The sequence below is a fragment of the Pseudomonas sp. GW458-11-26-14-LB4 genome (assembly GCF_059423925.1).
In genome coordinates, this window is sequence record NZ_JBWKYU010000001.1 from 430,046 (window position 1) to 443,049 (window position 13,004).

A 13,004-nucleotide genomic window follows, 5' to 3' on the forward strand; every position below is an offset into this window, starting at 1 on the left:
AAGATGAATGCATAGGCCCGCACAACCGCTTTCTGATACGTCTTGTAAACCTCTACTCAAACGCTAGAACCCCGCTCAACTACCCTTCAAAAACCCGCAGGAAGCGGCCCCCGATTCAACTCAAGGAACGACCATGTCCCTCGCCATCGTCCATAGCCGCGCCCAGATTGGCGTGGATGCCCCCGCTGTCACCGTTGAAATTCACCTCGCCAATGGCTTGCCCTCGCTGACCATGGTCGGCCTGCCCGAAGCGGCGGTGAAGGAGAGCAAGGACAGGGTGCGCAGCGCGATCATCAATTCCGGGCTGCAGTTCCCTGCGCGGCGGATCACGTTGAATCTGGCGCCGGCGGATCTGCCCAAGGATGGCGGGAGGTTCGATCTGGCGATTGCGCTGGGGATTCTGTCAGCGAGTCTGCAGGTGCCGACGTTGACGCTGGATGACGTGGAATGTCTGGGTGAGTTGGCGTTATCCGGCGCAGTCCGGGCGGTGCGCGGGGTTTTGCCGGCGGCGCTGGCGGCGCGCAAAGCCGGGCGGACATTGGTGGTGCCGCGGGCGAATGCTGAGGAGGCTTGTCTGGCTTCGGGACTCAGGGTGATCGCGGTGGATCATCTGCTGGAAGCAGTGGCGCATTTCAATGGGCATACACCGGTCGAGCCGTATGTCTCGGATGGGCTGATCCACGCAGCGAAACCCTATCCCGACCTGAATGAAGTCCAGGGCCAACTGGCGGCCAAACGGGCGCTGCTGATTGCCGCCGCCGGTGCCCACAACCTGCTGTTCAGCGGGCCACCGGGGACGGGCAAGACGTTGCTGGCCAGTCGTTTGCCGGGCTTGCTGCCTCCGCTGGCCGAGAGTGAAGCGCTGGAAGTGGCGGCGATTCAATCCGTCGCCAGCGGCGCGCCGCTGACTCACTGGCCGCAACGCCCGTTCCGCCAACCGCATCACTCGGCTTCCGGGCCGGCATTGGTCGGTGGCAGTTCAAAACCTCAGCCCGGCGAAATCACCCTCGCCCATCACGGCGTGCTGTTTCTCGATGAGTTGCCCGAGTTTGATCGCAAGGTGCTGGAGGTTCTGCGCGAACCGCTGGAATCCGGCTGCATCGTGATCGCAAGGGCCAAGGAACGGGTGCGGTTTCCCGCGAGATTCCAACTGGTCGCGGCGATGAATCCCTGCCCCTGTGGATATCTCGGCGAACCGAGCGGCAAGTGTTCGTGCACGCCGGACATGGTGCAGCGCTATCGCAACAAACTGTCGGGGCCGTTGCTGGACCGGATCGATTTGCACCTGACGGTGGCGCGGGAGGCGACAGCGTTGAACCCTGCGGTGAAACCGGGAGAGGACAGCGCCAGCGCGGCCACATTGGTCGCAGAGGCCCGCGATCGTCAGCAAAAACGCCAGGGCTGTGCCAATGCATTTCTCGATTTGCCGGGGCTGAAGAAGCACTGCAAGTTATCCACAGCCGATGAAACCTGGCTGGAGACGGCGTGCGAAAGACTGACCTTGTCGCTGCGCTCGGCGCATCGTCTGCTCAAGGTCGCGCGGACGCTGGCGGATCTGGAGAAGTGCGCGGATATCAGTCGCGAACATCTGGCCGAAGCGTTGCAGTATCGACCGGCGACTCAGTAAGTGTCGAGGTCGTGGCGGGCCCAAACGCAAGCAGGCTCGCTCTCACAGGTCCAACAAAAACCCTGTGGGAGCGAGCCTGCTCGCGATAGCTATTTCAGAGACGCCTCACCGGAAGCGGTCGACTTCCTGGCGCAGGTCGGCTGCCAGGCCTTCCAGTTCCTTGGCGGTGATGGCCAGGTTCGATACCACTTCGCGCTGCTCGCTGTTGGCCATCGCGATGCTCTGCAAGTTGCTGCTGAGCAAAGTCGCGGTGCTGCTCTGCTCCTGAGTCGCGGTGGTGATCGCGGCAAACTGCTCACCCGCCGAGCGGCTTTGCTCGTCAATGCGCGCCAGCGCCGACGCCACATTAGCATTGCGCGACAGGCCTTCCTGCATCAGCAGGTTGCCCTGCTCCATGTTGCTGATGGCGTTGCCGGTTTCCTGCTGAATGCTGTTAATCATGCTGGAAATTTCATCCGTCGCCTGACGGGTACGCGAGGCGAGGCTGCGCACTTCGTCGGCCACCACGGCAAACCCGCGACCTTGTTCACCGGCACGGGCCGCTTCGATGGCAGCGTTGAGTGCCAGCAGGTTGGTCTGTTCGGCAATCGAGGTGATCACGCTGACGATGCCGCCGATTTCCTGGGAGCGCTGACCCAGGGTGTTGATCACGGTCGCGGTGGTGTTCAGCGCACCGGCAATCTGCTCCAGCGAGGAAGATGCTTCTTCCATCGACGTGCGACCGATCTGGGTCTGCTGGGCATTTTCCTGAGCCAGACGCTGGGTGTTGCCCATGTTGTCGGCAATGTTCAGCGAAGTGGCGGAGAACTCTTCAACGGCGCCGGCCATGCTGGTGATTTCGCCAGACTGTTGCTCCATGCCTTCATAGGCGCCGCCAGACAGACCGGACAGCGCTTGAGCCCGACGGTTGACCTCTTCCGAGGCGCGGCGGATGTGCTCGACCATGGTCGACAGGGCCTGGCTCATCTGGTTGAACGCGCGGGCCAACTGGCCAATCTCGTCGTTGCTCGACACACTCAGGCGCACGCTCAGATCGCCGGCGCCCAGGGCTTCAGCCTGGCGGACCAGATCGCCCAGCGGTGCCAGTTTGCTGCGCAGCAACCAGACCACGGAGCCGACCGCCAGCAGCATCGCCAGCAGACTGCCGATGGCCAACTGAGTGCCGACGCTCCAGGTCACCGCGCGGATCTCGGCTTTCGGCATGCTCGCCACCACCGACCACGGGCCACCCTCGAACGGCACGGCGATGCTGTAGAAGTCTTCGGACTTGTCGCTCCAGAACTGTCCTTTACCCGGCGTTTTCGCCAGACCGTTGATTACAGGAACCGCTTGATCCAGCGCCTGCACGCCCGCCGGGGCCACCAGCCATTGGTTTTTCTCGTCCAGCAATGCCAGCGAACCGGTCTGGCCGATGCGGAAGCGCTTGAGATTGGCGAACTGGGCGTTCTGCGCGTCGGTGTAATCGAAGCCGACGAACAACACCGCGATTACCTTGCCGCTGCTGTCACGCACCGGGGTGTACTGAGTCATGTAGGAGCGATCGAACAGCAAGGCGCGACCGACGTAACCCTGCCCCGCCATCAATTTCGCATAGGCCGGGTGAGCGTGGTCGAGCACGGTGCCGATGGCGCGGGTGCCGTCTTGTTTGCTCAGAGAGGTGCTGACGCGAATGAAGTCTTCGCCGCTGCGCACGAACAGCGTGGCAACGCCCGCCGTCATCTGCTTGAACTCGTCGACTTCCTTGAAGTTGTTGTTCAACACTTCGCTGCCCAAGTGCAGGCCCGGGGTCTGGGTGCCCGCAACATTGACCGGCTCGCTCGGGTGAATGCTCAGGCCCGCGATGAAGCGCTTCTCGAACAACCCGCTCAGGCGCTGGGTGCTTTCGCGCAGCGTGCCGTGAAAAGTGCTCAGCTGGTCGGCGAGCAGGCGTGCCTCGCTGGCCAGGTGTTCTTCACGGGTGGCGAGGTTGGCGGTGTCCAGCGAACGCAGGGCGAACACCGTACTGCCGCTGATGACTATCGCCAGTATCACGGCGAGCGCGAGGCCCAGCTGCGAGGCGATCCGAGCGCGAGGTTGAGACATGGACAGCTCCTGGCCGAACTTCCGATCCTCCTTGATCGCAGCTCGGGTAATTTTCTAATGGGGGTAAATCGTGGCCACCGGCACGACGGTTCCACATGCACGTATTCGGCGGTAAAACCGAATACTTGAGCGAACAGCAGGGTTATGGCGAAAGGCCGGCATTGTGCAGGCTCGAACGTTTCAGCTCAAGCGCGTGACCGCCGGCAGCGCCATGGCGCGGACTTCGCCTTGCAGGAAGTCGCTCAGACGGCGCAAACGTTCACCTCCCGGACGGGTCTTTGGCCACACCAGGTAATAATTCAGGCCGCTGGCGACCGCCGTCGGCCACGGCAGACTCAAGCGTCCTTGCGCGACATCCTCGGCCACCATCAGCAGATCACCCATGGAAACCCCATAGCCCCGAGCCGCCGCAATCATCCCGAGTTCCAGAGTATCGAACACCTGTCCGCCCTTGAGCGACACCTGATCCGACAGCCCCATGTGCTCCAGCCAACTGCGCCAGTCGCGGCGGTCCGGCGTCGGGTGCAGCAATTCGGCGCTGGCCAGCCGCGCCACGTCCCACGGCTGATCGTTGAGCAGATTCGGCGCGCCGACCGGAATCAGCTCCTCCGGAAACAGCAGGCTGGCTTCCCAGTCCGGCGGGAAATGCCCGTCACTCAACAACACCGCGCAATCGAAGGGCTCGTTATTGAAGTCCACCGAATCCACGTCCATCCACGCGCTGGTCAGTTGCACCTCGTTACCTGGCTGCAGATGACGAAAGCGACTGAGCCGCGCCAGCAACCAGCGCATGGTCAGGGTCGACGGGGCTTTCATGCGCAGGATGTCATCTTCGGCGCGCAAGGTATTACAGGCACGTTCCAGCGCGGCAAAGCCATCACGGATGCCCGGCAGCAGCAGGCGCGCCGACTCGGTCAGTTGCAGATTACGCCCGCTGCGGTGGAACAAGCGGCAGGCGAAGTGCTCTTCGAGCGTGCGGATGTGCCGGCTCACCGCACTTTGAGTGATCGACAACTCTTCGGCTGCCCGGGTGAACGAACTGTGGCGGGCCGCCGCTTCGAATGCGCGCAGGGCATACAAGGGTGGAAGACGACGGGACATGCACAACGCTCCAATGGCGGGATTGCGCCAACTTAGCAGAATCGCGGCAGGATGAGTTTTAATCATGCTACCCATCCTTTTTATCCCTTTGTGCAACCCGCGCCAAACCCTGAGAATCGACGGTTTCTTGCTCCCTCTTTTATAAGGATGTGAAAACATGCAGCGTCCTGTGCGTACCGAACTCTGGGCCATCCTGCGGCTGGCGGGGCCGTTGATCGCCTCGCAGTTGGCGCACATGCTGATGGTGCTGACCGACACCCTGATGATGGCGCGCCTCAGTCCCGAAGCGCTGGCCGGCGGCGGTCTGGGCGCGGCGAGTTATTCGTTCGTGTCGATCTTCTGCATTGGCGTGATTGCGGCAGTCGGCACTCTGGTGGCGATTCGTCAGGGCGCCGGCGACATCATCGGCGCCGCCCGCCTGACCCAGGCCGGGCTATGGCTGGCGTGGCTGATGGCACTCGGTGCCGGGCTGCTGTTGTGGAATCTGAAACCGGTGCTGTTGCTGTTCGGCCAGACCGAGACCAACGTCAACGCCGCCGGGCAATTTCTGATCGCCCTGCCGTTCGCCCTGCCCGGCTACCTGAGTTTCATGGCCCTGCGCGGTTTCACCAGCGCCATCGGCCGGGCAACGCCGGTGATGGTCATCAGCCTCGCCGGCACGGTGGCCAACTTCCTGCTCAATTACGCGCTGATCACCGGCATGTTCGGCCTGCCGCAGCTCGGGCTGACCGGTATCGGCCTGGTCACGGCGATTGTCGCCAACTGCATGGCACTCGCACTGGCCTGGCACATTCGCCGGCATCCGGCCTACGACGCTTACCCGCTGCGTGAAGGCCTGTCGCGGCCGAACCGGCAGTACCTGAAAGAACTCTGGCGCCTGGGTCTCCCGATCGGCGGCACCTATGTGGTGGAAGTCGGGCTGTTCGCCTTCGCCGCGTTGTGCATGGGCACCATGGGCAGCACGCAACTGGCGGCGCACCAGATCGCTCTGCAAATCGTCTCGGTGGCGTTCATGGTTCCGGCGGGGATGTCGTATGCGATCACCATGCGCGTCGGCCAGCATTACGGCGCCGGGCAATTGAGCGATGCGCGGATGTCCGGGCGGGTCGGCATCGTCTTCGGAGCAGTGGTAATGCTGGGGTTTGCGATGGTGTTCTGGCTGCTGCCGAATCAGTTGGTCGGCTTGTTCCTCGACCATAACGATCCGGCGTTTGCCGAGGTGATTCGTCTGGCGGTGAGCCTGCTCGCCGTGGCAGCGTGGTTCGAGCTGTTCGACGGCACGCAGACGATTGCCATGGGCTGCATCCGCGGGCTCAAGGATGCCAAGACCACATTTCTGGTCGGGCTCGGTTGCTACTGGCTGATCGGTGCGCCGGCGGCGTGGCTGATGGCGTTCCATCTGCACTGGGGGCCGACCGGCGTCTGGTGGGGTCTGGCGCTTGGGCTGGCCTGTGCGGCGGTGAGCCTGACGCTGGCATTCGAATGGAAGATGAAGCGAATGATTCGGCTTGAGCCGCAACCTCAAGGCTTCAAGATCGCTCAGCCGGAATGAGTTTCCCTGTGGAAGCAAGCTCGCTCCCACAGGGACTTGAGGCTAAACCACAATGCCCAGCGGCGGCTGACTGGCATCAGCCACCAGGTAATCAACCAGTTCCGTCAACGGCAACGGCTTGCTGATCAGGTAACCCTGCACCTGATCGCAACCGAACCCGCGCAACAGATCCAGTTGCTCGCGGGTTTCCACCCCTTCGGCAACCACTTCCAGGTGCAGGTTGTGCGCAAGGTTGATCATCGCGTGCACCAGTTTGCGGTTCTCTTCGCGCTGCTCCATGCCACCGACGAAACTCTTGTCGATCTTCAGCAAGGTGATCGGCAGGCTGTTGAGATGCACGAACGACGAGAACCCGGTGCCGAAATCATCCAGCGAGAAACGCACGCCGAGGCGACCGAGCGCGTCCATGGTCTGCTTGACCAGATCGCTGCGGCGCATCACGGCGGTTTCGGTGAGTTCGAATTCCAGCCACTGCGCTTCGACTCCGCGCTCGGCAATCAGACGGCTGAGCGTCGGCAGCAACTGGCTGTCCTGAAACTGGCGGAACGACAGGTTGATCGCCATATGCAGCGCCGGCAATCCGCGTTCGCGCAACGCCTGCATATCGCGCAGGGCCCGGGAAATCACCCAGTAACCCAGCGGCACGATCAGACCGCTCTGCTCGGCCAGCGGCACGAATTCGCTCGGTGGTAGCAGGCCGCGTTCGCTGTGGCGCCAGCGCACCAGCGCTTCGAGGCCGACGATCTGGCCGTCCTGCAGGTTCAGGCGCGGCTGGTAATGCAGCTCCAGCTCGTCACGACGCAAGGCCCGGCGCAGTTCGCTTTCGAGGTCGGCCATGCTCCGCGCGTTGCGGTTGATTCGTTCGTTGAAAATGTGAAAGGTGCAGCCCTGAGTGCTCTTGGCCTGCTGCATGGCGATATGCGCGTGCCACATCAGCGGATCGGCACCGCCCTGGGCGCGGGCATGGGCGATGCCCAGGCTGGAGCCGATCAAAAGGCTTTCGCCGTCGACCCAGTAAGGTTCAGCCAGGGCCTCGGTGATGCGTTCGGCCATCCATTCGGCCCGTTGCGGGGCGCGGCGGGTATCGATCAGCAAGGCGAATTCATCGCTGCCGAGGCGCGCCAGTTGATCGCCGACTTCCAGCTGGCTTTTCAGGCGTGCGACGACTTGCAGGATCAGGCGGTCGCCGGCCTGGTGGCCGAGGGCGTCGTTGGCGTGGCGGAAGTTGTCGAGATCAAGATGCCCGAGGGCCAGGCCGCGGCCGTCATTTTCGGCGAGGCGCGCCGTCAGAAGAGTCTGGAAACCCTGACGGTTGGCGATGCCGGTCAGCGGATCCTGCTCGGCCAGGCGTTGCAGGGTGTTTTCCAGCACGCCGCGTTCGCGCACATGCCGCAGGCAACGCCGTAGCATGCCGGCATCGAGGGCATCGAATACCAGCCAGTCGCTGACGCCGTCGGGCGCGGTCGCCGGCTCGTGTTCCAGAAGCAATACCGTCGGCAGGCTGCAACGGCCGGGCGCCGGCTGCAACGCGGGAACGGTCAACAACACCGCGTGGCGGTTGTCTTCGAACAGACTGCTGACCGACTCCCAGCTCGGCGCGCTGATCAGCACCGCCGCACTCCCCAACGGAGCCAGACACTCGCGCAATAACGCTGTCCACGCTGGCTCTTCGGCCAGTAGCAGCAAACGCAAGGGTTCGACAGGCGTAGTCAAGCTGACTCCCTAGACTCTGCAATGATGTGGGCGGCGGGCATTATGCCGTTGCGGCTACCAATGACCAAACGACAACGGTTATCAAAACGTTATTTTGTGTCACGAATGAGAACATTAGCCGCAAAATCACCGCGCATCCTGCGTGAAAGTAACAAAACCGGCAAATTTGAATCGCGTGCTGCGTCACAAGTCGGAGAGAGCAGCACAAATCGCTGAGCCTGTTAAAATGCCGGCCCATTTCGTCAACGACTCCCGAATTTTCGTATGTCCCGACTCAATCCCCGGCAGCAAGAAGCCGTGAACTACGTCGGCGGCCCTCTATTGGTGCTCGCCGGTGCTGGCTCCGGCAAGACCAGTGTGATCACGCGCAAGATCGCGCACCTGATCCAGAACTGCGGCATCCGTGCCCAATACATCGTCGCCATGACCTTCACCAACAAGGCCGCGCGCGAGATGAAGGAACGGGTCGGCACCCTGCTGCGTGCCGGGGAAGGTCGCGGCCTGACGGTCTGCACCTTCCACAACCTGGGCCTGAACATCATCCGCAAGGAACATGAACGGCTGGGCTACAAACCCGGTTTCTCGATCTTCGACGAAACCGACGTCAAGTCGCTGATGACCGACATCATGCAGAAGGAATACGCAGGCGACGACGGCGTCGACGAGATCAAGAATATGATCGGCGCCTGGAAAAACGATCTGATCCTGCCGGCCGAGGCCCTGGAAAACGCCCGTAACCCCAAGGAACAGACCGCCGCCATCGTCTACACCCACTATCAGCGCACGCTCAAGGCGTTCAACGCGGTGGACTTCGACGACCTGATCCTGCTGCCGGTTAAACTCTTCGAAGAGCACGCCGACATCCTCGAAAAGTGGCAGAACAAGGTGCGTTACCTGCTGGTCGACGAATACCAGGACACCAACGCCAGCCAGTATTTGCTGGTGAAAATGCTCATCGGCAAGCGTAACCAGTTCACCGTGGTGGGCGACGACGACCAGTCGATCTACGCCTGGCGCGGCGCGCGGCCGGAAAACCTGATGCTGCTCAAGGACGACTACCCGTCCCTGAAAGTGGTGATGCTGGAGCAGAACTACCGCTCCACCAGCCGCATCCTGCGCTGCGCCAACGTGCTGATCTCGAACAACCCGCACGAATTCGAAAAGCAGTTGTGGAGTGAAATGGGCCACGGCGACGAGATCCGCGTGATCCGCTGCCGCAACGAGGACGCCGAAGCCGAGCGCGTGGCCATGGAAATCCTCAGCCTGCACTTGCGCACCGACCGCCCGTACAGCGATTTCGCGATCCTCTATCGCGGCAACTACCAGGCCAAGCTGATCGAGCTGAAACTGCAGCACCATCAAGTGCCATACCGTTTGAGCGGCGGCAACAGCTTCTTCGGGCGTCAGGAAGTGAAAGACCTGATGGCCTACTTCCGCCTGATCGTGAACCCGGACGACGACAACGCCTTCCTGCGGGTGATCAACGTGCCGCGCCGTGAAATCGGCTCGACGACCCTGGAAAAACTCGGCAACTACGCCACCGAACGCAAGATCTCGATGTACGCCGCCACCGACGAACTCGGCCTGGGCGAGCATCTGGACAGCCGCTTCACCGATCGCCTGTCGCGCTTCAAGCGCTTCATGGACAAGGTACGCGAGCAATGCGCCGGCGAAGACCCGATCTCCGCCCTGCGCAGCATGGTCATGGACATCGACTACGAGAACTGGCTGCGCACCAACAGTTCCAGCGACAAGGCCGCGGACTACCGGATGAGCAACGTCTGGTTCCTGATCGAAGCCTTGAAGAACACCCTGGAAAAAGACGAAGACGGCGAAATGACCGTCGAGGACGCCATCGGCAAACTGGTCCTGCGTGACATGCTCGAGCGTCAGCAGGAAGAAGAGGACGGCGCCGAAGGCGTGCAGATGATGACCCTGCATGCGTCCAAGGGCCTGGAATTCCCTTACGTGTTCATCATGGGCATGGAAGAGGAAATCCTCCCGCACCGTTCCAGCATCGAAGCCGACACCATCGAAGAAGAACGCCGCCTGGCCTACGTGGGCATCACCCGCGCGCGCCAGACTCTCGCGTTTACCTTCGCCGCCAAGCGCAAACAGTACGGCGAGATCATCGACTGCGCGCCAAGCCGCTTCCTCGATGAGCTGCCGCCGGACGACCTGGCCTGGGAAGGCAACGACGACACACCGACCGAAGTCAAAGCCGTGCGGGGCAACAGCGCACTGGCTGATATACGCGCGATGTTAAAGCGCTAGAATTGACCACTTTTTACTAGACCTTCGACGCACAAAGCGTCAAATGAGGACAGCTTCATGGAAGCATTGCACCAGAAAATCCGCGAACTAGGCATTGTGCTTTCCGACCAGGTCCTGAAGGTCGACGCCTTCCTGAACCACCAGATCGACCCGGCCCTGATGAAGCTGATCGGCGACGAGTTCGCCACGCTGTTCAAGGATTCGGGCATCACCAAGATCGTCACCATCGAAGCCTCGGGCATCGCTCCGGCGATCATGACCGGTCTGAACCTCGGCGTGCCGGTGATCTTCGCCCGCAAGCAACAGTCCCTGACCCTGACTGAAAACCTGCTGTCGGCGACCGTTTACTCGTTCACCAAGAAGACCGAAAGCACCGTGGCCATCTCCCCGCGCCACCTGACCAGCAGCGACCGCGTGCTGATCATCGACGACTTCCTGGCCAACGGTAAGGCATCCCAGGCGCTGATCTCGATCATCAAGCAGGCCGGCGCCACCGTCGCGGGCCTGGGCATCGTGATCGAGAAGTCGTTCCAGGGCGGCCGTGCGGAACTGGATTCGCAGGGTTACCGCGTCGAGTCGCTGGCTCGCGTGAAGTCGCTGAAGGATGGCGTGGTGACTTTCATCGAGTAACCCGGCTTCATCGCATTATCCCTGTGGGAGCGGGCAAGCCCGCTCCCACAGTTGGTTTTACGGTGAACATTATTGCGCGGTAGCTTTGAGGCCAGTAAGCAACAACCGCTGAAACAGGTCTTCCTTCAGACCTTCCGGATCAGTGAGCTGCATGCGCGCCAGATGCTCCGGATACAGCGAAGCCTCAGGCGCATCCAGCGCCGCCTTGCCCAGCTCCAGAATCTCGGTCAGCTTGAATTTGCTCTTGAGCCAGTTCAGCGCCCGCAGCAAATCCTTCTCGACCTCAGTGAAATCACAGCCCAGCGGATACTCCGGAAACAGGTTCGGATGCCGCGCGGCAATCGCCTGCAAGCGTTGCGGGGTGTTGTCGGTAAAGCGCGGATCGAGACGGAAATCCTCCGGCAGCTTGCCGACCTTCTGCGCCTGCTCGATCAGCCCCTGCTGGAAGCGCGAATCGCTGATGTTCAACAGCGCCTCTATCACCACCGCATCCGACTTGCCGCGCAGATCGGCGATGCCGTACTCGGTGACCACGATATCGCGCAGGTGCCGTGGAATCGTGCAATGGCCGTATTCCCAGACAATGTTCGAGCTGACATCGCCGCCGGATTCGCGCCAGCTGCGCAGCAGCAGGATGGAGCGCGCATCGTGCAGCGCATGCCCCTGGGCAACGAAGTTGTACTGCCCGCCGACGCCGCTGAGCACCCGCCCGTCTTCCAGTTGATCCGCCACCCCGGCACCCAGCAGGGTCATGGTGAACACGGTGTTGATGAACCGCGCATCCAGACGCTGCAGACGTTTGAGTTCTTCCTGACCGTACAGCTCGTTGATGAAGCTGATGCGGGTCATGTTGAATTCAAGGCGTTTGCTCAGCGGCAACTCACGCAAGCGTTCATAGAAACTGCGCGGCCCGAGGAAGAAACCGCCGTGGATCGACAGGCCGTCGGTTTGCGCCGCTTCGTCGAGGGTCCCGCCGTTGGCTTGCTCCTGAGTCTGTACATCCGGGTAGACCTTGCGACGGATGATCCCGGCTTCGGCCAGCACCAGCAGGCCGTTGACGAACATTTCGCTGCAACCGTACAGGCCTTTGGCGAAGGGTTCGATGCCGCCCTCGCGTTCGATCAACTGCGCCCACTGGCTGAGGTTCACATCGGCCAGCAGGTCCTTGTATCCGGCGTTGTCGGCCTGACGCGCCAGCAATGCAGCGGTCAGCGCATCGCCCATCGAGCCGATGCCGATCTGCAAAGTACCGCCATCGCGCACCAAGGTACTGGCGTGCAAACCGATGAAGTGATCCTGAAACCCGACGGGCATGTTTGGTGTGGAGAACAGTGTGCTGCTGTCCTTCTCGTCGATCAGCAGGTCGAAGGTATCGATATCGACTTCCGCATCGCCGGGCATGTACGGCAACTCGGTGTGCACTTGGCCGACCAGCAGGATCGTTTCCCCCGCTGCCCGGCGTTTGGCGATCATCGGGAACAGGTCGAGGGTGATGTCCGGGTTGCAGCTCAGGCTCAGGCGATCCGGGTGTTCGCTGCTGCTGGCGAGCAACTGCGCCACCAGGTTCAGGCCGGCGGCGTTGATATCACGGGCGGCGTGGCTGTAATTGCTGCTGACGTAATCCTGCTGGGCCGGCGCGCTGTTGAGCAGACTGCCGGGCTGCATGAAGAATTGCTCGATGCGGATGTTGGACGGCAGGCTGTCACGGTGCAGGTCGGCGAGGAATTCCAGTTCCGGGTAATCGCCGAACACCCGCTCGACGAAGGGTTCGATGAAGCGCTTCTGCAAACCATCGCCCAAGGCCGGACGGCCGAGGCACAAGGCGGTGTAGATCGTCAGCTGACGTTCGGGCAATCCGGCAACCCGCCGGTACAGCGCGTTGACGAAGGGATTGGGTTTGCCCAGCCCCAGCGGCAGGCCCATGTGGATGTGCGCCGGCAACCGCGCCAGCACGTCGTCCACTGCCTGTTCGATCGAACACAACTGCACCATCTGAAGCCTCCTGCCCGTTCCGTGAATAGAGGT

At 62.0% G+C, this 13,004-nt stretch carries 8 protein-coding genes and 1 pseudogene; 4 read left to right on the plus strand and 5 right to left on the minus strand.

Annotated features, from left to right (window positions below; genetic code table 11):
* Positions 1–133: 133 nt before the first annotated feature.
* Positions 134–1,627, plus strand: coding sequence for a YifB family Mg chelatase-like AAA ATPase (locus AC07XZ_RS02000; RefSeq protein ID WP_102685860.1), 1,494 nt, complete (start codon positions 134–136; stop codon positions 1,625–1,627).
* Positions 1,628–1,732: 105 nt separating this feature from the next.
* On the opposite strand, the gene AC07XZ_RS02005 is transcribed toward AC07XZ_RS02000, so the two are convergent.
* From AC07XZ_RS02005 to AC07XZ_RS02015, 3 genes and pseudogenes are all read right to left on the minus strand, one after another.
* On the minus strand, positions 1,733–2,593 hold the full coding sequence (locus tag AC07XZ_RS02005; protein ID WP_371921017.1) for a methyl-accepting chemotaxis protein: 861 nt from the start codon (positions 2,591–2,593) through the stop codon (positions 1,733–1,735).
* Positions 2,588–3,709, minus strand: a pseudogene (locus AC07XZ_RS02010) (Cache 3/Cache 2 fusion domain-containing protein); the annotation flags it as partial. The gene AC07XZ_RS02005 and the pseudogene AC07XZ_RS02010, both read right to left, overlap by 6 nt.
* Positions 3,710–3,889: 180 nt before the next feature.
* Positions 3,890–4,810, minus strand: a complete 921-nt coding sequence (locus AC07XZ_RS02015) for a LysR substrate-binding domain-containing protein (protein ID WP_085746790.1) — start codon at positions 4,808–4,810, stop codon at positions 3,890–3,892.
* 157 nt (positions 4,811–4,967) lie between these two features.
* On the opposite strand from AC07XZ_RS02015, the gene AC07XZ_RS02020 reads away from it, so the two are divergent.
* The gene (locus tag AC07XZ_RS02020) at positions 4,968–6,362 is read left to right on the plus strand and encodes a NorM family multidrug efflux MATE transporter (protein WP_102685862.1); all 1,395 of its coding nucleotides are present in this window, start codon (positions 4,968–4,970) and stop codon (positions 6,360–6,362) included.
* A gap of 42 nt (positions 6,363–6,404) precedes the next feature.
* Here AC07XZ_RS02020 and AC07XZ_RS02025 read toward each other — a convergent pair whose 3' ends face one another.
* Positions 6,405–8,075 carry a putative bifunctional diguanylate cyclase/phosphodiesterase gene (locus tag AC07XZ_RS02025; RefSeq protein ID WP_085746792.1) on the minus strand — a complete coding sequence of 557 codons (1,671 nt, stop codon included), beginning with the start codon at positions 8,073–8,075 and terminating at the stop codon, positions 6,405–6,407.
* A gap of 264 nt (positions 8,076–8,339) precedes the next feature.
* Here AC07XZ_RS02025 and rep point away from each other — a divergent pair, with 264 nt between their 5' ends.
* Both rep and AC07XZ_RS02035 read left to right on the plus strand, forming a co-directional pair.
* Positions 8,340–10,349: a DNA helicase Rep gene (rep, locus tag AC07XZ_RS02030; RefSeq protein ID WP_085731399.1), complete on the plus strand. Its 2,010-nt coding sequence runs from the start codon at positions 8,340–8,342 to the stop codon at positions 10,347–10,349.
* Between the two features lie 57 nt (positions 10,350–10,406).
* Positions 10,407–10,979 (plus strand): xanthine phosphoribosyltransferase, encoded by a 573-nt coding sequence (locus AC07XZ_RS02035; RefSeq protein WP_007954497.1) that lies wholly within the window; start codon positions 10,407–10,409, stop codon positions 10,977–10,979.
* A gap of 69 nt (positions 10,980–11,048) precedes the next feature.
* Here AC07XZ_RS02035 and AC07XZ_RS02040 read toward each other — a convergent pair whose 3' ends face one another.
* A complete protein-coding gene (locus AC07XZ_RS02040; RefSeq protein ID WP_102685863.1) occupies positions 11,049–12,971 on the minus strand; it encodes an acetyl-CoA hydrolase/transferase C-terminal domain-containing protein in 1,923 nt (640 codons plus the stop codon).
* Between the last annotated feature and the right edge of the window lie 33 nt (positions 12,972–13,004).

Coding starts and splice junctions, on each gene's coding strand:
- AC07XZ_RS02000 (WP_102685860.1), top strand. CDS start 134: ATGTCCCTCGCCATCGTCCATAGCCGCGCCCAGATTGGCGTGGATGCC.
- AC07XZ_RS02005 (WP_371921017.1), bottom strand. CDS start 2,593: ATGAGCCAGGCCCTGTCGACCATGGTCGAGCACATCCGCCGCGCCTCG.
- AC07XZ_RS02015 (WP_085746790.1), bottom strand. CDS start 4,810: ATGTCCCGTCGTCTTCCACCCTTGTATGCCCTGCGCGCATTCGAAGCG.
- AC07XZ_RS02020 (WP_102685862.1), top strand. CDS start 4,968: ATGCAGCGTCCTGTGCGTACCGAACTCTGGGCCATCCTGCGGCTGGCG.
- rep (WP_085731399.1), top strand. CDS start 8,340: ATGTCCCGACTCAATCCCCGGCAGCAAGAAGCCGTGAACTACGTCGGC.
- AC07XZ_RS02035 (WP_007954497.1), top strand. CDS start 10,407: ATGGAAGCATTGCACCAGAAAATCCGCGAACTAGGCATTGTGCTTTCC.
- AC07XZ_RS02040 (WP_102685863.1), bottom strand. CDS start 12,971: ATGGTGCAGTTGTGTTCGATCGAACAGGCAGTGGACGACGTGCTGGCG.